The organism is Enterobacter sp. 61D5, from assembly GCF_034107965.1.
Taxonomy (GTDB): domain Bacteria; phylum Pseudomonadota; class Gammaproteobacteria; order Enterobacterales; family Enterobacteriaceae; genus Enterobacter; species Enterobacter cloacae_M.
The window spans coordinates 107700-127921 of sequence record NZ_JAWNFK010000004.1; the positions used below are offsets into that span (position 1 = coordinate 107700).

Genomic DNA, 20222 nt, shown 5'->3' on the forward strand with positions numbered 1-20222 from the left:
CCGTTACGCGGCGACGTCGGCGCTCTCTTCTTCAATTTTGAGCAGCCAGCCGGTGACCGCTTCCCAGTACTGCTGCTCTTTTTCCAGGTCCAGCAGGACCAGCGCGTTCTGGCTGAACCAGTCATGCGGGAAGCTCAGCGTCCAGTGATGGTCGTCGGTTTTCAGCTTCAGCGTAGGCGGCGTGGTGGTGGCCTGACGTTGGTTATTGAGCAGCACGCCCAGACGCAGCAGCTGAATAAGTGGCAGGAACTGTTTTTTCTTAAACAGCGTAAAGCGCGGCAGGTCGTCGAGCTTGATGGCTTTGCGGTGATAACGTACCAGGGTCGCCATCATGGTTTGCTGCTCCTGGTTGAAGCCAGGCAGATCGCTGTTTTGCAGAATATAGGCCGAATGGCGGTGCATCCCGCTGTGGTTGATGTTCAGCCCCACCTCGTGCAGCATCGCGGCCCATTTCAACAGCGCGGCAAGCTGCGGGTGCGCGAGCTTCGGATTCTGCTCCTGCCACTGTTCGTACATCTGCACCGTGGTGTCCAGCACGCGCTTCGCCTGTTCACGGTCGATGTTGTACTGGTTGGCCAGGCTTTGCGCGGTGCGGCTGCGAATATCCTGATGGCGGAAACGGCCTTCCATCTCATACAGCACGCCTTCACGCAGCGCGCCGTCCGACAGACGCAGCTCTTTTATGGCGAGGGCATCAAACACGCCGCAGAGAATAGCCAGCCCCGGCACGAATACCGCTTTACGCTCGTCGGAAAGACCCGGCAGGCTTAAGGCGTCAAAACTTTTATGCTTCAGCACTTCTTCGGTCAGCAACGTCAGGCGTTCGGGCGTAATAAACCCGTCTTTTTCACCCATCGCCAGCAGCACTTCATGCGCCGCCTTGATGGTGCCCGACGCGCCCAGCGCCACGTTCCAGCCCTGAATACGGTACTGCCAGGCCAGGTTTTCCAGCTTCTGGACAGCCGCCATACGCGCGCGCTGGAAGTTCTCGCGGGTGATGGTGCCACCTGGGAAATACATCTGCGCGAAGCTGACGCAGCCCATACGGCGGCTTTCCACCAGGCGCGGCTCAAAGTCTTCGCCGATCACCAGCTCCGTTGAGCCACCGCCGATATCGATAACCAGCTTGCGTCCTTTTTCCGGCTGGGTGTGCTCAACGCCCATGAAAATCAGACGCGCTTCCTCGTTGCCGGAGATGATCTCAATCGGGTAGGGGATCACTTTTTCGGCCCGCTTGAGGAATTCCGGGGCGTTCAGGGCCTGGCGCAGGGTGTGAGTCCCCACGATGCACACGCTGGAGGGCGAGAAGCCCTGCAGGCGTTCAGCAAACAGCGACAGGCAGTTTAACCCGCGCTCCATCGCCTCTTCGCTGAGCATGCTGCGTTCGTCAAGACCATCCGCCAGGTGTACGCGCTGCTTCAGACGACCGATGATCTGCAGCGCGCCATCCACCTCACGGGCGATGACCATGTGGAAACTGTTAGAGCCAAGGTCGACCGCGGCGAATTCCTGCGGGCGTGGGGTCTTATCATTTATCGGCATAGGTTAATCGGGTTGCTCGAGTGATTTGATATAGTCGTAAATCGCCAGTTGCGACCGCACTTTGCGGCGGTTGCCGCGCGGCACATAGCGGTTACTGAGTTCTTTGTCGATATAGCGTGCTTTCACGGTATCGCTGAACAGAATCTCGATGATGTCGAGGATCTGCTGCTTCAGACGCGGATCCAGCAGCGGTGCCGCGACTTCAATTCGGTAGTCAATATTGCGCGTCATCCAGTCTGCCGAAGAGAGATAGACCTGTTTATCACCCGCATTATCAAAAATATAGATCCGATCGTGTTCCAGGTAACGGTCAACAATGCTGATCACACGAATATTGTCGCTGATGCCTTCCAGTTCCGGGATCAGCGAGCACATGCCGCGGATCAGCAGGTTAACCGGCACGCCTGAGCTGGACGCCGCGTACAGCCTGTCCACCAGCCCTTTGTCGACCAGGTTGTTAAGCTTCAGTGTGATGCCGGACGACAGCCCTTTCTGGGCATTGGCGATCTCTTTATCGATCATATCGTACAGCAGGCGGCGCGAGTTCTGCGGCGAGACCAGCAGATAGTCAAAGCTCACCGGACGGTACGGGTTTTCGATAAAGTTAAAGACCCGGCGCACTTCGTTAGTGATGCGGGCGTCGGCGGTTAAGAGCGAGTAGTCGGTATAAATTCGCGCCGTTTTCTCGTTAAAGTTCCCGGTACCGATGTGGGCATAACGCACCACATCGTCGCCCTCTTTACGGGAGATCAGGAACAGCTTGGCGTGAATTTTCAGCCCCGGCGCGGAGAAGATGACGTGCACACCGGCTTCCGTCAGACGGCGCGCCCAGTGAATGTTGGCCTCTTCGTCGAAGCGCGCCTGCAGCTCAACCACCACGGTGACCTTTTTGGCGTTGTGCGCCGCGTGGATCATCGCGTCGATGATGCGGGAATCTTTTGCCACGCGGTAGATGTTGATTTTGATCGCCAGCACGCTCGGATCGAACGAGGCCTGACGCAGCAGTTCCAGCACGTGCTCAAACGTGTGATACGGATAGTAGAGCAGCACGTCGCGTTCGCGAATGGCGTCGAATCCGTTGCGGAATTTATCGAACCACAGATGGCGCAGGCGCGGCAGCGGCTTGTTCACCAGATTGGCTTTGCCGACGTTCGGGAAGCCAATAAAGTCTTTAAAGTTGTGGTAACGACCGCCCGGCACGATGGAGTCATAGCGCGAAATGGTCAGTTTATCGCGCAGCATCTCCACCATAGCGTCCGGCATATCGCGCTGATAGACAAAGCGCACCGGCTCGGCCGTCAGGCGTTGTTTCAGGCTGGAGGACATCAGCTCCATCAGGCTGGCTTCCATCTCGTGCACCAGGTCATATTCGGCGTCACGGGTCATCTTCATCGAGTAGGCATTTAACGCATCGTAATCGAAGAAGCCTTTGAAGATGTCGTCCAGACAGTAGCGCAGGATGTTATCCAGCAGGATCATCGGCTTGCGTCTGCGCGGGGTTTCCGGCGGCAGGTTCACAAAGCGCGGCACCTTGTCGGACGGGATCTCCAGCAGCGCGTAACGGATAGATTCACCGCGAATAATTTCCACCGCCAGGTAGGTATAATCATCTTTCAGGAACTGAACCAGATCGGTTTCGCGGTTGATCAGAATCGGGGTAATGTGCTGGCGCAGGTAGTGTTTGAAGTAGTGGCGCAGCCAGTTTTGTTGGTTAACGGAAAGCTGGCGTTCGTTAATCAGGAAGATTTGATTGCGCGCCATCTCCAGCAGCAGTTCGTTATACAGGCCGTCAAATTCCTGATCGGCTTTCAGCACGCGGGACTGGATTTTGCCCAGCAGATGCCGCGAGTGCGAGTTTAAGCCCTGTTCTTCGCTGATGATGATGCGTCTTTTCAGCTCGGCAAAGCGAACCTTGTAGAACTCATCCAGGTTGTTGGAATAAATGCCCAAAAAACGCATGCGCTCGATAAGCGGGTTACTTTTGTCTGCCGCTTCCTGGAGTACACGTTCGTTGAATGCTAACCAGCTTAGCTCTTTCTCGATATATAACTTTTCCTGACCCATTACAGCTCACACTCCAGTTCAATCACAGGACGTGGTAAATCCGTCTCGTCCTTATTATGGCGAGCATTTCCACGATATGTCCAACAGTGCCAGAAAAGTATGACAGTTATTTTTTTTGTTGGGGATTTTAGAAGGTTGGAGAAGGGAATATCGGGTAATGCCATGTGTGCGTCGGGTAAGCACAGCGCCACCCGACATAAGCAACTACTCTTCCGCCGCATAACCCTGCGGGGGTAACTTCACGCCGTCCAGCCAGGCTGCACCGTCGCGCATCTCGAGACGCCCGTCGACAAACCAGCTGACCACCAGCGGGTAAATGGCGTGTTCCTGAGTCTGCACGCGTTCGGTCACGTCTTCTTCGCTGTCGCCGTCAAAGACCGGAACTTTCGCCTGCAGGATCACCGGACCGCCGTCCAGCTCGTCGGTAACGAAATGCACGGAGGTGCCGTGCTCCTCATCGCCGTTTTCCAGAACCTGGCGATGGGTGTGCAGGCCGGGATATTTTGGCAGCAGGGAAGGGTGGATATTCAGCAGACGACCAGCGAAGTGTTCGACGAAGGCCGGGCTCAGAATACGCATATAGCCCGCCAGCACGACCACGTCCGGCGCGTAGGCATCAATCTCATGCACCAGCTCGCGGTCAAAGGCTTCACGCCCGGCGAACTGGCTGGCTTCCAGCGCGTGCGCGGGAATATTTGCTTCCCGCGCGCGCTCAAGGCCGAACGCGTCGGCCTTGTTGCTGAAAACTGCCCGAATGGTGCCATTGATTTTCTTCTGTTTGCAGGCGTCTATGATGGCCTGCAAATTGCTTCCGTTGCCGGAAATGAGCACCACGATGTTTTTCATTCAATGACCACACGCTGTTCGGAATCGGAGGCTTTAATCGTACCGATTTTCCACGCGTTTTCACCTTTTTCAGTCAGCAGCTTAACCGCTTTATCCGCTTCGCTTGCCGGCAGGGCGATAACCATGCCCACGCCGCAGTTAAAGGTGCGGTACATTTCGTGAGAGCTCACGTTGCCTGCGGTCTGCAGCCAGTTAAACACGGCCGGCCACTGCCATGAGGATTCGTCGATCACCGCCTGGGTGTTATCCGGCAGGACGCGCGGGATGTTTTCCCAGAAGCCGCCGCCGGTCAGGTGAGCGATAGCGTGAACGTCGACGTTCTCGATAAGCTCAAGCACGTTTTTCACGTAGATGCGGGTCGGCGCCAGCAGATGGTCAGCCAGCGGTTTACCGTCAAGCTCGGTGGTCAGCGGGTCACAGCCGCTCACTTCGAGGATTTTACGCACCAGGGAGTAGCCGTTGGAGTGCGGGCCGCTGGAGGCCAACGCGATCAGCACATCGCCATCGGCCACTTTGCTGCCGTCGATAATTTCTGATTTTTCTACTACGCCGACGCAGAAGCCCGCGACGTCATAATCTTCGCCGTGATACATGCCCGGCATTTCTGCGGTTTCACCACCGACCAGCGCACAGCCGGACTGCAGACAGCCTTCGGCGATACCGTTAATCACGCTGGCAGCGGTATCCACGTCCAGTTTGCCGGTTGCGTAGTAATCGAGGAAGAACAGCGGCTCTGCGCCCTGTACCACCAGGTCATTCACGCACATCGCGACCAGATCGATACCGATCGTGTCGTGACGTTTTAAATCCATCGCCAGGCGCAGTTTAGTGCCTACACCGTCAGTTCCCGAGACCAGAACAGGTTCACGATATTTTTGCGGCAGCGCGCACAGTGCGCCGAATCCACCCAAACCACCCATCACTTCCGGGCGGCGGGTTTTTTTCACCACACCTTTGATTCGGTCAACCAGCGCATTACCTGCGTCAATATCAACACCGGCATCTTTGTAGCTGAGAGAAGTTTTGTTGGTCACGGCTTAAATCCCCACGCGATTGCATAGCTAGTAAGAAAAATCGGCGCAATTCTAACAGTCCAGGCAAACGTTTGCGAGCCTATTCTGGACGTGGGGATCTTTTTTTCTGTGTGCCTCGTGAATGCAGCCAAACTTGACTCTGTTCACGAAAATGAAACCGGTTTCTGAGAACTGCTTGCAACAGCTTTGCCCTTTGCACATCATCGAACTGAAACCGGTTTCTGTAATTGTTTTTGCAGAAAATAACGCAGAATGAGGGAAAGCGAATGTCAGGATTTAAAGCAGATTTTCTGTGGGGCGGGGCCGTTGCGGCGCACCAGCTGGAAGGCGGCTGGAAAGAGGGCGGCAAGGGCGTGAGCGTTGCCGATGTCATGACCGCGGGGGCGCACGGCGTGCCGCGTGAAATCACCAACGGCGTGCTGGAGGGGAAAAATTATCCTAACCATGAAGCCATTGATTTCTACCACCGCTATAAAGAAGACATCAAACTCTTTGCCGAGATGGGGTTCAAATGCTTCCGCACCTCTATTGCCTGGACGCGGATCTTCCCGAAAGGCGACGAGCTTGAGCCTAACGAGGCTGGCCTGAAATTCTATGACGATCTGTTCGACGAATGCCTGAAGTACGGCATCGAACCGGTTATCACTCTTTCTCACTTCGAGATGCCTTTCCATCTGGTCACTGAATACGGCGGCTGGCGCAACCGTAAGCTGATCGACTTCTTCGTTCGTTTTGCAAAAGTGGTGTTCCAGCGCTACCAGCATAAGGTGAAGTACTGGATGACCTTCAACGAGATCAACAACCAGGCTAACTTCCACGAAGACTTTGCGCCATTCACGAACTCCGGGCTGAAGTACGCGCCGGGTGAAGACCGTGAGCCGGTGATGTTCCAGGCGGCGCACTATGAGCTGGTGGCCAGCGCCCTGGCGGTGAAGGCGGGGCGCGAGATTAACCCGTCGCTGCAGATTGGCTGCATGATTGCCATGTGTCCTATCTATCCGCTGACCTGCGCCCCTGACGATATGATGATGGCGATGAACGCCATGCACCGCCGCTACTGGTTCACCGACGTACACGTGCGCGGCAAGTACCCACAGCACCTGCTCAACTACTTCGAACGTCGCGGCTTCGCGCTGGATATAACCGAAGAGGATAAAGCCGCGCTGAAGCAGGGCTGCGTCGATTACATCGGCTTCAGCTACTACATGTCCTTCGCCACCAAGGCGACGGCGGACAACCCGCAGCTGGATTACGACGAAAGCAAGAGCCTGGTCTCTAACCCGTACGTCCAGAAATCCGACTGGGGCTGGCAGATTGACCCGGTCGGGCTGCGCTACTCCCTGAACTGGTTCTGGGATCACTACCAGCTGCCGCTGTTTATCGTTGAGAACGGCTTTGGCGCGATCGACGTGCAGGAGAGCGACGGTACGGTGAACGACCAGTACCGCATTGACTACCTGGCCGCCCACATCCGCGAGATGAAAAAAGCGGTGGTGGAAGATGGCGTGGATCTGATGGGCTACACCCCGTGGGGCTGTATCGACCTGGTGTCTGCCGGCACGGGCGAAATGAAAAAACGCTACGGCTTTATCTTTGTGGATAAAGACAATGAAGGAAACGGCACGCTGAACCGCAGTAAAAAGAAATCGTTCGACTGGTATAAGCAGGTGATTGCGAGCAACGGCGAGAACCTGTAGTTGTCGGGTGGCGCTAACGCTTACCCGACCTACACTACACGTAGGCCCGCGTAAGCGCAGCGCCACCGGGCAGAACCCCGCCCCCAGGCCGGAGTCTCGCCTCCGGTTTTTTTGTCTCTAAATCACTTTGCTTGATATACGTCAAGCAACATGGGTATGGCCTAATCCGAAAAAAGCGGTATAATCCCGCGATTTTTTTGCGGACGCCACCTCAGAGGAGAAAGAGAATGAAGATTGTGGAAGTGAAACACCCACTCGTTAAACACAAGTTGGGCCTGATGCGTGAGCATGACATCAGCACGAAGCGTTTTCGCGAACTGGCATCTGAAGTCGGCAGCCTGCTGACCTACGAAGCGACCTCTGATCTGGAAACAGAAAAAGTCACCATCGAAGGCTGGAACGGCCCGGTGCAGGTTGAGCAGATCAAAGGTAAGAAAATTACCGTGGTGCCAATTCTGCGTGCCGGTCTCGGCATGATGGAAGGCGTGCTGGAGCACGTGCCAAGCGCGCGTATCAGCGTGGTGGGTATCTACCGTAACGAAGAAACCCTTGAGCCGGTTCCTTACTTCCAGAAGCTGGTCTCTAACATCGACGAGCGTATGGCGCTGGTGGTTGACCCAATGCTCGCGACCGGCGGCTCTATGATCGCCACCATCGACCTGCTTAAAAACGCGGGCTGTAACAGCATTAAGGTGCTGGTACTGGTTGCGGCGCCGGAAGGGATCGCGGCGCTGGAAAAAGCGCACCCGGACGTTGAGCTGTATACCGCCTCTATCGACCAGGGGCTGAACGAGCACGGGTACATCATCCCGGGGCTCGGCGATGCCGGCGATAAGATCTTTGGTACGAAATAATCGAATAACGATAAATAAGCCGACTTTGATAGTCGGCTTTTTTTTGAATAAAACACCAACAATACTACACAGAGGAAAACACTATGACGCGCCGTGCTATCGGGGTGAGTGAAAGACCGCCGCTTTTACAGACTATCCCGCTTAGTTTGCAGCACCTGTTCGCCATGTTTGGCGCAACCGTGCTGGTGCCAATCCTGTTCCACATTAACCCGGCCACCGTGCTGCTGTTCAACGGCATCGGTACGCTGCTGTACCTCTTTATCTGTAAAGGCAAAATCCCGGCGTATCTCGGGTCGAGCTTCGCCTTTATCTCGCCGGTGTTACTGCTGCTGCCGCTGGGTTATGAAGTCGCGCTGGGCGGCTTTATCATGTGTGGCGTCCTGTTCTGCGTGGTGTCCTTCATTGTGAAGAAAGCCGGTACCGGCTGGCTGGACGTGATGTTCCCCCCTGCGGCGATGGGCGCAATCGTTGCCGTCATCGGTCTTGAGCTGGCGGGTGTAGCGGCGAATATGGCCGGTCTGCTGCCTGCTGACGGTCAGTCACCGGATTCCAAAACCATTATCATCTCGCTGGTAACGCTGGGCGTCACGGTGTTTGGCTCCGTGCTGTTCCGAGGCTTCATGGCGATTATCCCGATCCTGATCGGCGTGCTGGCGGGCTATGCGCTCTCCTTCGCGATGGGCGTGGTGGACACCACCCCGATCGCTCAGGCCCACTGGTTTGCGCTGCCAACCTTCTATACGCCGCGCTTTGAATGGTTTGCTATTTTCACCATTCTGCCTGCGGCGCTGGTGGTCATTGCGGAGCACGTCGGCCACCTGGTGGTGACGGCGAACATCGTTAAGCGCGATTTAATCCGCGACCCGGGCCTGCACCGCTCCATGTTTGCGAACGGTTTCTCCACCATCATCTCCGGTTTCTTCGGCTCGACGCCAAACACCACCTACGGTGAGAACATCGGCGTGATGGCGATTACCCGCGTCTACAGTACCTGGGTTATCGGCGGCGCGGCGATTATCGCCATTCTGCTCTCCTGCGTCGGCAAGCTAGCGGCAGCGATTCAGATCATTCCGGTGCCGGTAATGGGCGGCGTTTCTCTGCTGCTGTACGGCGTGATCGGCGCCTCCGGTATTCGCGTGCTGATTGAATCCAAAGTGGATTACAGCAAAGCGCAAAACCTGATCCTGACCTCCGTTATCCTGATCATCGGCGTGAGCGGCGCGAAGGTGCACATCGGTGCGGCAGAGCTGAAGGGCATGGCGCTGGCGACCATCGTCGGCGTGGGCCTGAGCCTGATCTTCAAGCTGATCTCGGTCATTCGCCCGGAAGAAGAAATTCTCGACGCGGACGACAGAGAAAAAGCGCCACATTGATCGAAAAGTCGGGCGAGGGATCGCCCGGTTCTCTCCTTGCAGGTTCCGTGTTAAACTCCATTCCGATTTTACGTAGGATCTCTGGTTGAGGTATTTCTGAACGGACCGGCACAGCTCTCTCTGCCACTCTATCTCCCTGACGACGAAACTTTCGCGAGTTTCTGGCCGGGTGATAACCCCTCTTTACTGGCTGCACTGCAAAACGTGCTGCGCCAGGATCACAGCGGATACATCTATATCTGGTCACGCGAAGGCGCGGGGCGCAGCCACCTGCTGCATGCCGCCTGCGCGGAGCTTTCGGCGCGCGGTGATGCGGTAGGCTACGTGCCGCTGGATAAACGTACCTGGTTCGTACCTGAGGTGCTGGAGGGAATGGAACATCTCTCGCTGGTTTGCATCGATAATATCGAATGCGTGGCGGGGGACGAGCCGTGGGAAATGGCGATCTTTAACCTCTACAACCGCATTCTGGAGTCGGGCAAAACCCGGCTGCTGATCACCGGCGATCGTCCGCCGAGACAGCTCAATCTGGGGCTGCCGGATCTGGCGTCTCGTCTGGACTGGGGGCAAATCTACAAGCTCCAGCCGCTGTCGGATGAAGATAAGCTTCAGGCGTTACAGCTGCGCGCAAAGCAGCGCGGGTTTGAGCTGCCGGAGGACGTGGGGCGCTTCCTGCTTAAACGACTGGATCGCGAAATGCGCACGCTGTTTGACACGCTCGATCAGCTCGATCGCGCCTCTATTACCGCCCAGCGCAAGCTGACCATTCCGTTTGTGAAAGATATTCTCAAGCTGTAGTTGTGCCGGGTGGCGGCTGCGCCTTACCCGGCCTACGAAAACTAGACATCCCCCAGCAAGTGCTCAACCAAAAGTGGAATTGGTCTTCCCGACGCCACGCTCCTGCCGCTCTCTCGCCACAGCGCTGTACCGCTGATATCCAGATGCGCCCACGGAATGGTCGGCGGGCAAAAGTGGTGCAGCAGCCACGCCGCCGAGGCGCTGATCGCCGCATTGTTGGTCGGCGTGTTGCACCGATCGGCAATCGCGCTGTCGGTCTGCTTTTTCAGCCGCGCATCCAGCGGCAGGGACCACACTTCATCGCCACTATGTTTACCCGCCAGCGTCAGCGCCGCGCGCAGCGGTTCATCCTGCGTCATTAGCCCGCTCAGCTCATACCCCAGCGCCTTCACGACCGCGCCGGTTAAGGTCGCCATATCAATAATATAGCGCGCCTGCGGATGGCGCTGGCTGGCCCAGGCGATGGCGTCCGCCAGCACCAGCCGGCCTTCGGCATCGGTGTTGTTGATTTCAACCGTGGTGCCGTTGCAGGCCGTCGCCACCGTGCCGGGCTGCATGGCGTCCGGGCCGATGGCATTTTCCGCCAGCGCCAGCACGCCCATGATGCGCACGGGCAGCGCCAGCTCTGCGACGGTCAGCATCATGCCCAGCACGTTAGCCGCACCGCACATGTCGTATTTCATGGTGTACATGCCCGCGCCGTCCTTCAGCCACAGGCCGCCGGTATCGAAGGTAATGCCTTTACCTACATAGCAGCGCACCGGGCCGTCGTTGACGCCGTCATAATGAATAGCCAGCAGGCGCGGTGGACAGGTCGCCCCTTTGCCAACGGCCTGCAGCAGCCCCAGACCCTGCTCAGCAATAGCCTTTTCGTTCAGTACTTCGCAGCGCAGGGCGGGGAAGGCGGCACAGAGCCTTTGCGCCTCTTCCACCACAAACTGCGGCGTGCATCGGTCGGACGGGATATCCGCCAGACGTCGCGCCGCGACCATGCCGTGGGCGATGGCCTGCTGCTGGCGGAAAACACCCTCCAGTTTTGCCTGCTGTTCCGGCAGGCAGAGGGCGGTGATGTTCGCAAGTCGCACCGCCGATTCATCCGTTTTCTTCAGCTTCAGGTCGCTCAGCCTGTGCGCCTGATTAAAGAGAAAGCGCAGTATCTGCGCCAGCACCACATCGTCGATATCGGTAACGTCCAGTATCAGCTCTGGACTGACGGGCGAGGCCATCAGCGGGCGCAGCGCCGTCAGTAATCCTTCGGTCAGGCTATCCTGCCAGAGGGCATCCGGCAGCAGGGTGATCCGGGCAAACGGGGCGCAGCCAAAGCGGGTGTCAGCGATGCTGGCAGACTCGCGCATTTCCGCGACAAGCGCCGTTTCGGGCAAATGCGTACAGGAGGCGGACGCAATCAAATGGCTTTGCGGAGCCGCGTCAGAAAGCGCGGTGATAAACTGATACGTAATCATCATGACTCCTCAATCGGCGCGCGGATCCGCGCGGCATAGGCCTGCATCCACTCATCGTCTACGGCGTAATAATGCGTTTTCTCCCGCAGGCGTTCGGTACGAAAAACGGTGAGGGGCTGGCGAGCCGTCGCCACCACAAACGAGAAGGTTTTGATGTTGGTGGCTGCCCCGAATTCGCCCCTGTTGTTCATGCACACCACGGAAAGATCGCCCGCGCGGCCAAAGCGCGACATCAGCTTGTCCTCCAGTTCGAACACCACCGAATCCGCCGCCTGCTGCGGCGTCATACCCTGCGCCATGCGGCGGACGATTTCGTAGCTGGTGCAGCCTTTCATCAGATCTTCACCGACGCCCGTGGCGGTGGCGGCGCCGGTTTCACTGTCGCAGTAAAATCCGGAACCAATAATGGGCGAATCGCCGAGTCGACCACGTTTTTTCATGAACAGGCCGCTGGTGGAGGTGGCGACGCTCATTGACCCTTGTTTATCGAGGCCGATAATGCCGACGGTGTCATGCCCGTCGTAAGGGCTTAAGCCCTTATCCAGCGTCTCGCGGCAGCGTTTGCGGTAGTGCTGCATGGCGCGCTCGGTGAGCATGGTTTTGTCGGCGAAGCCCTGGCTCAGCGCCCATTCCCGCGCGCCCTGGCCGACAAGCAGGCTGTTGTAGCGCTGACGGCTTAACGCATGCGCCACGCGCACCGGGTTGGCGATATCCACCAGGTTGCCCACGGCGCCAAACGCCAGCGTATCGCCGTCCATGTAGGCGGCGTCCAGCTCCACCTCGCCATTTTCGGTGGGCAGCCCGCCGTAGCCGACGGATTTATAAAACGGAAAGTCTTCGACGGCGGCGACGGCATCCACCACTGCCGCAGAGACCGGTTTACCCGCAGCCAGCGCAGACGCAGACTCCGTAACGCCTTCAAGCGCCATTCTCCAGGTCGCGATAATTCCCCACATGCTTTACTCCTGTTTTGCAAGGGTGGTGTCGGTTTGCGTAACGGTGGCCATTTCCGCCGCGCGGTACTGTTTGTCCACGATACGCATAAAAGGCAGATACAGCATGGCGCCAATCAGCAGGTTGATAAGCTGCATGACGCTGCCGCTCAGGTGTCCGGTAACGATAAAACCGCTGATGACCGGCGGCAGCGTCCAGGGAATAAACACCCCGGTGGTGACGGCAACCGCGCCAATCTTCATCGCCGCATACTGCACGGTGACCAGCACCAGCGGCACCAGGTTGAACGGGATGAGCATGATCGGGTTCATGATCACCGGCAGGCCAAACAGGATCGGTTCGTTGATGTTAAACACCGATGCCCCGGCGCCGAGGCGCGCCACTTCACGCATGTTTTTGCTGCGGGCGAAAATCAGCATCGCAATCACCAGCGACAGCGTGGCCCCCGCGCCGCCCATCCAGATCATGTCAAAAAACTGTTCAGTAATAATGTGCGGCGGCGTCGTGCCTGCCTGAATCGCGGCGATGTTGTCGGTCTGGTTCTCCATCCACAGTGGGCGAATGATGCCGTTGATCATCGAGCCGGAGTTAATGCCCACTGACCACAGAATGGTGATGCTGAACACCGTCATCAGCGCGCCAAAGTAAGAGGTACCGTAGTGGCGCACCGGCGTGGCAACCACTTCGTAAATAAACTGGTGGATGGTGTTGTAGTGGGTGTTTTCAAACACGATGCGGATACCCAGCACCAGAATCATCACCAGCAGGGCCGGGATCAGCGCTGCGAACGACTCCTGCACCGCCGGAGGCACGCCGTCCGGCATTTTGATCACCAGCTTTTTGCGCTTGAGCCAGCAGAACAGCTCCGTCCACAGCAGGGAACCGATCATCGCCACGAACAGCCCTTTGCTGCCAATCCACTCCACCGGAATGACGGTAATACCGCCGTTTTCCGCCACTTTGATAAAGGGCGTCAGGATGAGAAAGGCGACCAGCGCCAGGATGCCGCAGGAGATGCGGTCTTCACCGTAGTGTTCCGCCAGGCGGAAGGCCACCAGGAAGCTGATGAACAGCGACATGGTGGAGAACACCGCGTTGAACGGGATTTCTATTATGGCGCTCCAGCTCTCACCAAAGGCCTGAGACATAAACTGCTGATAGGCTTGATTCGGGAACGACGAGATCACCAGCAGAATAGAGCCGACGATGATAAACGGCATGAAGGATACGTAGGCGCCGCGAATGGCCCCGAGATGACGCTGCTGGGCCGTTTTGGCCGCCAGCGGCATCAGTTTTGCTTCAAGAAATCCCAGAACATTGTTCATTGTGAACTCCGTACAAGATTGAGGGGTGTTGTTTGTGTTATGTCTGGGGATTATCAGTGAAGCGCGGCGAGCGAAAGGTGAAATCGGTCACAAAGCAATCGCTGGTGTAGTATAAATCTCATAAGATTGGTTCTGAGGATCCTGCGATGGAAATTAAACTGCATGCTAATGCCACCACGACGCCGCGCATCCGTCGCTATCTTCAGCAGTCAGATAAAAGCGACAGAGAGCTGGCTACCGAGCTGGGCATTTCGGTCACTACCGTCAGGCGCTGGCGCAACCGCGAGCAGGTTTCGGATAACCACACGACGCCAAAAGTGATACACAAAGCATTGAGACAGGAACAGGTTGCGCTGGTCAATGCCCTGCGTGATATCACCGGCGCCCCGCTGGACGAACTGCTGCAGATGGTCAATAGCGGACTCGGGATCGCCGTGTCCCGCGCGACCCTGAACCGCTATCTCAAACCGGCTTCGATAAAGCAGAAGGGCGCGACGTTGCAGGGAAAAAAGGCGCTGAAGGCAGGTATCGTGCCGCAAAAACTCCTGTTACATCATCAGCCTCTGTCGCTGCATATGGACGATGGCGGAGAACAGCATCTGCTGTGGGCGCGTGAACCCGTGAGCGGCTGGTGCTATGCCCGGCTGTACGCGGGCATTTCTCCGCAGCTGCTGACCCACTGGGCGAACGACGCGCTGGCAGCCTGTCCGGCTGATATTCAATCTGTTGAGACTTTTGGTTTCGAGGTGAAGCTTGGGGAGCGTAATACCACCGTGACAGCGCATCCGCAGCAGTACCGTGCCGTTCAGGTTGCTCTGCCGCTATGTGAAATCATCCCACGTCTGAGCAGTGAACCGGCAGGCGAGCTGTTGATCCAGCTGTGTGAATTTTACAACCGCGGAAAAGCGCAGAAAAAGCTGGGAGAGAGTACGCCGCAGGCCTTTCTGGAAGCGCTGCGGCATAAGAACTAGAGGATCTCGAGCACGTCTTCCGGCGGGCGTCCAATGCGCGCCTGGCCGTTCGCCACCACAATCGGGCGCTCAATCAGCTTTGGATTTTCAACCATCGCCTGGATCAGCTCAGCCTCGGTGAGGCGGCTGTCATCCAGGTTAAGCGACTTATACAGATCTTCTTTCTGGCGCATCAGCTCTCTTGCACTGCCCATTCCCAGCATGTGCAGCAGCTGGCGGAGGGTTTGCGCGTCAGGTGGGGTGTCGAGGTACAGCACCACTTCCGGCTCAACGCCGTTAGACTTCAGCAGGCTCAGGGTATCGCGGCTCTTGGAGCAGCGAGGGTTGTGATAAATTTTTACGGCGTCTGTCATGACGTGAATTCTCCTTTATTACATCTTCTCGTACGGCTTAAAGCGCTGCTGCAGGCCGCGCAGCTGATCGATACGCGCGTCGTAACGGGCCTGCTGGAGGCTGCCGAGCTTGACCTGCGAGCTGGCGCTGCTGAGCGCGGAAATTGCCTGATCGAGGCGGCCCACCAGGGCAAAACCTTCGGCACGCGCCGCCAGCTCCTGATCGCGGTTGCCGAGCTGGGCTTGCGCCTGAGCGAGCAAATCCCAGCCGTTTTGATCGTCTTTATTGTTAAAGGTATAGCGGTTCAGAATGGTCGCCGCTTCGCCAGGCTGACCGCCCTGTAAGTAAGCGTTCGCCAGGTTAAGCTGCAGCACCGGGTTGGTACGGACGTCTTTCGCCCCCTTCAGACGGTTAATCGCATCGGCCGTTTTCTTCTGGCCCAGATCGATATCCGTCGACAGATCGAGGTACCACGGGTTGTTCGGGTCGGCAGCCAGAAGCGGTTGCAGCGCTTTGCGCGCCTCGTCGTATTTGCTGGCTTCCATCGCCTGGAGCGCCTGACCATACTGCGCGGCGTTTTTCTCACGCACGTTGCCTTTCGCCAGGGTATCCAGCAGGTCGCTGGTGAGCTGGTTACGCCCGGAATTGTACATCCCAAGCGTTCTCACTTTCGCCATGTAGAAATCCTGCGAAGACTGAACCACGACCGGACGCATCTGGTTGGCACGGTTGCGCGCGTCCGACAGTCGGCTTTCCGGCAGCGGGTGGGTCAACAGAATTTCCGGCGGACGGGAAGAGTAACGCGCCTGATCGAGCAGTTTTTCCAGGAAGCTCGGCATGGCCTGCGGGTCAAAGCCCGAACGCTGCAGCACCTGAATCCCGATGCGGTCCGCTTCCTGTTCATTTTGCTGGGTAAAGCTGATCATTCCCTGACGCGTTCCCGCCAGCGTACCGGTCAGGGCCGCCATCCCGGCCTGCGGGCTGGCCATTGCCAGCAGAATAGAGCCCAGCGCGCCCACCCAGGTGAGGGGGGCGTTACGTTTCTGGTCTTCCATGGCGCGCGCCAGGTGGCGCTGGGTGACGTGCGAAATTTCGTGCGCCATTACCGATGCCAGCTGGCTTTCGTTGTCAGAGTAACGGAATAACGCCGAATGCAGCACCACGTTACCGCCAAAGAAGGCGAAGGCGTTGATTTCGTCATTATTGATTAAATAGAAGTGGAAGGGCGTTTTTACCGAGTCGGCGTGCGAAACCAGACGCATCCCCAGCCCGTTAATGTACTGTACCAGCAAAGGGTCGTTAATCAGCGGGGCGCTGCCGCGCAGCTGGCGAACATAGTAATCCCCCATTTGCATCTCTTGCCCAATAGAGAGCGTGCTTCCTGCTGTGGTGCCCATGTCCGGCAATGAATCGGACGAGTCAGCAAAAGCGGGCAACACCTGACCGACCGTCACCGCGGCAATCAGTGTTGCAACCAGTGTTTTTCTCAATTGCCTGAACATAACCACTGTCCTGTATGTTGGATGTGCTAATTTGACCGATGAACCGGCATAACGTTCATCTCTGCTGCTCTGCGAGTGTAGCCGTGTTGCAGCATGAAGAAAATCCCATTCATCAGGCTTTTGCGGATTGCGATCGGGATACAAAAAGCGAAAGTCTTTTTTGTGACAGTTAGATACAATTCACCGTCTCACTCCCGCCATTCGATTCAGGGAAGGGTTGTATGCTCGAAATGTTAATGCAGTGGTACCGGCGTCGGTTCAGCGACCCGGAAGCCATTGCTTTGTTGGTTATTCTGGTTGCCGGGTTCGGTATTCTGTTCTTCTTCAGCGGCCTGCTCGCACCCCTGCTGGTGGCGATTGTGCTGGCGTACCTGCTGGAGTGGCCAACGGTGCGCCTGGAGCACATCGGCTGTTCCCGGCGCTGGGCGACCAGCATCGTACTGGTGCTGTTTGTCGGCATCCTGCTGTTGATGGCCTTTGTGGTGATGCCGGTTGCCTGGCAGCAGGGAATTAACCTGATCCGCGACATGCCCGGTATGCTGAACAAGCTGTCTGATTTCGCCGCCACGCTGCCGCGCCGTTACCCGGCCCTGATGGATGCCGGGATTATCGACGCGATGGCCGAAAATATGCGCGCCCGCATCATGACGATGGGCGATTCGGTGGTGAAGTACTCTCTGGCCTCGCTGGTTGGACTGCTGACGCTGGCGGTTTACCTTGTCCTCGTGCCGCTAATGGTTTTCTTCCTGGTGAAAGATAAAGATCAGATGCTCAACGCCGTGCGACGTATTCTGCCGCGCAACCGCGGGCTGGCTGGGCAGGTCTGGGAAGAGATGAACCAGCAGATCACCAACTACATTCGCGGCAAGGTGCTGGAGATGATTGTCGTGGGGGTAGCCACCTGGATTGGCTTCCTGATTTTCGGCCTGAACTACTCGCTGCTGCTGGCGGTGCTGGTGGGGCTGTCGGTCCTGATTCCGTACATCGGCGCGTTTGTGGTGACCATTCCGGTTGTTGGGGTCGCGTTGTTCCAGTTTGGGCTGGGGACAGAGTTCTGGAGCTGCTTTGCGGTGTACCTGATTATTCAGGGGCTGGACGGTAACCTGCTGGTGCCGGTGCTGTTTTCCGAAGCGGTGAACCTGCATCCGCTGGTGATTATCTTATCCGTGGTCATTTTCGGCGGGCTGTGGGGATTCTGGGGCGTATTCTTTGCGATTCCACTGGCGACGCTGATTAAAGCCGTGGTCCACGCGTGGCCGGATGTGCCGGCGGTGGCAGAGAAGTAGTTTTTGTTCGTCCTGATGCCCTCACCCCGGACCGTACACCCCCACGGGGAGAGGGGGAAAACACTAAAAACGGCAACCTGGGTTGCCGTTTTGCTGTTTATCAGGCGTTCTCTTTCAGCCAGTTCAACACCACGTCGTGGTGGTTGCTGGTTTTGAAGTCGTCAAACACATGTTCAACTTTACCGTCAGCGTCAATCAGGAAGCTGATGCGGTGAATACCGTCGTAGGTTTTACCCATAAACGTCTTCTCGCCCCAGACGCCGAACTGCTCGCATACCTGATGGTCTTCATCAGAAAGCAGCGTGAAGTTCAGCAGCTCTTTTTCAGCAAATCGTGACAGCTTTTCTGGTTTATCCGTGCTGATACCCAGCACTTCCACGCCGACTTTTTTCAACTCGTCCATGTTGTCGCGTAAGCCGCAGGCCTGTACGGTGCAGCCGGGGGTCATGGCTTTCGGGTAGAAATAGACCAGAACACGCTGTCCCTGGAAGTCGGTCAAATTTACTTGCTCGCCGTCTTGATCCGGTAAGCTAAATTTCGGTGCGATGTCACCGGCTTTCAGTGGGTTCATTACTCAACTCCATCCTGTTCGTGCTGCGAATAATTGACGACGCTTATACTGCCCTGCGCGTTTAATTCTGTACAGAGGGCTTTGAACGCTTGCTCGATATTTGACGCATCCTGTGAGGCAGGGCTGTGCGCGGTAATTTGAATAAACAGCACCGGAAGACCATGGTCATCGCTTGTCTGCGTACGGGAAACCAGTTCGGCAATATTCATCTGATGGCTGTCAAAAAGCGCCGTGAAACGCTCAATCAGATGCGGAGAATCAGGCACTTCAACCTGTACCCAGACGGTAGAAGGCAGTGCCGGACGCGGACGCGCAGTGGTGCGCTTCATGACAATCAGCAAATCCAGTTCGGCCCCTTTCAGCGGCAGGGTCGATTCAATCAACGTAATGGCGTTCCATGTCCCGGAAAGCAACATAATAAATGTGAACTCTTCGCCAAGCATCGCCAGACGGCTGTCTTCGATATTACAGCCGCAGCTGCTTACGTGACGGGTGATGGTGTTCACGATACCCGGCCTGTCGGCACCCAGCGCAGTGATAACCAGGTAATGTTGTGATGAGGTTGTCAAACCTGTTCTTCCTTTGCATGGTTAAGTCTTCCTAAGGAAAGCATAAAAAAAACATGCATACAACCGCCTGAGAGCCTCAGGTCGCTTGCTTTTATTACAGTTCCAAACGTAACATTGAGGCTCTTGTTCGCACAGAGGATGGCTCATGTTCACGGGAAGTATTGTCGCGCTTGTTACACCGATGGATGAAAAAGGTAATGTCTGCCGGTCAAGCATGAAGAAGCTCATTGATTACCATGTCGCCAACGGAACCTCGGCGATCGTTTCGGTAGGGACTACCGGTGAATCCGCAACGCTGAGCCACGACGAGCACGGCGATGTGGTGATGCTGACCCTGGAACTGGCTGACGGACGTATTCCGGTCATCGCGGGGACAGGGGCTAATGCAACCGCAGAAGCTATCAGCCTGACCAGGCGTTTTAACGACAGCGGCATCGTTGGCTGTCTGACGGTGACCCCTTATTACAACCGTCCTACTCAGGAAGGTTTGTTCCAGCACTTCAAAGCCATCGCTGAACATACTGACTTGCCACAAATTCTGTATAATGTGCCGTCCCGTACCGGTTGCGATATGCTGCCGGAAACCGTTGGTCGTCTCTCGGAAGTAAAAAATATTATCGGTATTAAAGAGGCGACAGGGAACTTAAGCCGCGTTCATCAGATCAAAGAGCTGGTTTCAGACGACTTTATCCTGTTGAGTGGTGATGATGCGACCGCGCTGGACTTTATGCAGCTCGGTGGTCATGGCGTGATCTCCGTAACAGCAAACGTTGCGGCGCGCGATATGGCAGAAATGTGCAAACTGGCCGCAGCCGGTCACTTTGATGAAGCGCGTGTCATTAATCAGCGTCTGATGCCGCTGCACAATAAATTATTTGTCGAACCCAATCCTATCCCAGTGAAATGGGCATGTAAGGAGTTGGGACTTGTAGCATCCGACACGCTGCGTCTGCCAATGACACCGATTACCGACCACGGTCGTGACATCGTCAGGGCGGCGCTGAAGCATGCCGGTTTGCTGTAGAGTTTAGGGAGATTTG

General features: G+C 56.7%; 18 protein-coding genes. 7 read left to right on the forward strand and 11 right to left on the reverse strand.

Going from position 1 to position 20222, the window contains the following annotated elements; translation table 11 throughout:
* Positions 1-3: 3 nt before the first annotated feature.
* The 4 genes from ppx to purM form a co-directional block, all read right to left on the reverse strand.
* On the reverse strand, positions 4-1542 hold the full coding sequence (ppx, locus tag UTM25_RS03450) for an exopolyphosphatase (protein WP_023308773.1): 1539 nt from the start codon (positions 1540-1542) through the stop codon (positions 4-6).
* Positions 1543-1545: 3 nt separating this feature from the next.
* A complete protein-coding gene (gene ppk1 / locus UTM25_RS03455) occupies positions 1546-3606 on the reverse strand; it encodes a polyphosphate kinase 1 (RefSeq protein WP_032643595.1) in 2061 nt (686 codons plus the stop codon).
* A gap of 204 nt (positions 3607-3810) precedes the next feature.
* A complete protein-coding gene (gene purN / locus UTM25_RS03460; RefSeq protein WP_023308771.1) occupies positions 3811-4452 on the reverse strand; it encodes a phosphoribosylglycinamide formyltransferase in 642 nt (213 codons plus the stop codon).
* Positions 4449-5486 (reverse strand): phosphoribosylformylglycinamidine cyclo-ligase, encoded by a 1038-nt coding sequence (gene purM, locus UTM25_RS03465; RefSeq protein ID WP_008501643.1) that lies wholly within the window; start codon positions 5484-5486, stop codon positions 4449-4451. Before purM ends, purN begins: the two co-directional genes overlap by 4 nt.
* Before the next feature lie 266 nt (positions 5487-5752).
* On the opposite strand from purM, the gene UTM25_RS03470 reads away from it, so the two are divergent.
* The 4 genes from UTM25_RS03470 to UTM25_RS03485 all read left to right on the forward strand — a co-directional run bounded on the left by UTM25_RS03470 (position 5753) and on the right by UTM25_RS03485 (position 10208).
* Positions 5753-7183, forward strand: a complete 1431-nt coding sequence (locus tag UTM25_RS03470) for a 6-phospho-beta-glucosidase (protein ID WP_194400257.1) — start codon at positions 5753-5755, stop codon at positions 7181-7183.
* A gap of 227 nt (positions 7184-7410) precedes the next feature.
* The gene (gene upp, locus UTM25_RS03475; RefSeq protein WP_023308769.1) at positions 7411-8037 is read left to right on the forward strand and encodes a uracil phosphoribosyltransferase; all 627 of its coding nucleotides are present in this window, start codon (positions 7411-7413) and stop codon (positions 8035-8037) included.
* Between the two features lie 83 nt (positions 8038-8120).
* Positions 8121-9410: a uracil permease gene (uraA, locus tag UTM25_RS03480; RefSeq protein ID WP_194400259.1), complete on the forward strand. Its 1290-nt coding sequence runs from the start codon at positions 8121-8123 to the stop codon at positions 9408-9410.
* 96 nt (positions 9411-9506) lie between these two features.
* The gene (locus UTM25_RS03485) at positions 9507-10208 is read left to right on the forward strand and encodes a DnaA inactivator Hda (RefSeq protein WP_211438414.1); all 702 of its coding nucleotides are present in this window, start codon (positions 9507-9509) and stop codon (positions 10206-10208) included.
* A 41-nt stretch (positions 10209-10249) separates the two neighbouring features.
* Here the strand turns inward: UTM25_RS03485 and UTM25_RS03490 are convergent, their stop codons facing one another.
* Genes UTM25_RS03490 through celB form a run of 3 tightly spaced genes read right to left on the reverse strand, consistent with a single transcriptional unit; the run spans position 10250 to position 13950 of the window.
* Positions 10250-11671: a leucyl aminopeptidase family protein gene (locus UTM25_RS03490; protein WP_194400649.1), complete on the reverse strand. Its 1422-nt coding sequence runs from the start codon at positions 11669-11671 to the stop codon at positions 10250-10252.
* The gene (locus UTM25_RS03495; protein ID WP_194400261.1) at positions 11671-12627 is read right to left on the reverse strand and encodes a N(4)-(beta-N-acetylglucosaminyl)-L-asparaginase; all 957 of its coding nucleotides are present in this window, start codon (positions 12625-12627) and stop codon (positions 11671-11673) included. The genes UTM25_RS03490 and UTM25_RS03495 overlap by 1 nt, the downstream gene beginning before the upstream one ends.
* Before the next feature lie 3 nt (positions 12628-12630).
* Positions 12631-13950 (reverse strand): PTS cellobiose transporter subunit IIC, encoded by a 1320-nt coding sequence (celB, locus tag UTM25_RS03500; RefSeq protein ID WP_024907562.1) that lies wholly within the window; start codon positions 13948-13950, stop codon positions 12631-12633.
* Between the two features lie 146 nt (positions 13951-14096).
* Between celB and UTM25_RS03505 the strand changes: the two genes are divergently transcribed.
* Positions 14097-14921: a helix-turn-helix domain-containing protein gene (locus UTM25_RS03505; RefSeq protein WP_194400263.1), complete on the forward strand. Its 825-nt coding sequence runs from the start codon at positions 14097-14099 to the stop codon at positions 14919-14921.
* Here UTM25_RS03505 and arsC read toward each other — a convergent pair.
* Complete coding sequence (gene arsC / locus UTM25_RS03510) at positions 14918-15274, reverse strand: arsenate reductase (glutaredoxin) (RefSeq protein ID WP_023308762.1); 357 nt, start codon at positions 15272-15274, stop codon at positions 14918-14920. The two genes, UTM25_RS03505 and arsC, sit on opposite strands and share 4 nt — an antisense overlap.
* An 18-nt stretch (positions 15275-15292) precedes the next feature.
* The gene (bepA, locus tag UTM25_RS03515; RefSeq protein ID WP_023308761.1) at positions 15293-16756 is read right to left on the reverse strand and encodes a beta-barrel assembly-enhancing protease; all 1464 of its coding nucleotides are present in this window, start codon (positions 16754-16756) and stop codon (positions 15293-15295) included.
* Between the two features lie 221 nt (positions 16757-16977).
* On the opposite strand from bepA, the gene UTM25_RS03520 reads away from it, so the two are divergent.
* Positions 16978-18042 (forward strand): AI-2E family transporter, encoded by a 1065-nt coding sequence (locus UTM25_RS03520; RefSeq protein WP_194400265.1) that lies wholly within the window; start codon positions 16978-16980, stop codon positions 18040-18042.
* 100 nt (positions 18043-18142) lie between these two features.
* Here UTM25_RS03520 and bcp read toward each other — a convergent pair whose 3' ends face one another.
* On the reverse strand, positions 18143-18613 hold the full coding sequence (gene bcp, locus UTM25_RS03525; RefSeq protein ID WP_094934579.1) for a thioredoxin-dependent thiol peroxidase: 471 nt from the start codon (positions 18611-18613) through the stop codon (positions 18143-18145).
* A complete protein-coding gene (locus tag UTM25_RS03530; protein ID WP_023308758.1) occupies positions 18613-19182 on the reverse strand; it encodes a glycine cleavage system transcriptional repressor in 570 nt (189 codons plus the stop codon). Before UTM25_RS03530 ends, bcp begins: the two co-directional genes overlap by 1 nt.
* A gap of 145 nt (positions 19183-19327) precedes the next feature.
* Between UTM25_RS03530 and dapA the strand changes: the two genes are divergently transcribed.
* Entirely contained in the window at positions 19328-20206 is an 879-nt protein-coding gene (dapA, locus tag UTM25_RS03535; protein ID WP_194400267.1) for a 4-hydroxy-tetrahydrodipicolinate synthase, read from the forward strand.
* Positions 20207-20222: the final 16 nt, after the last annotated feature.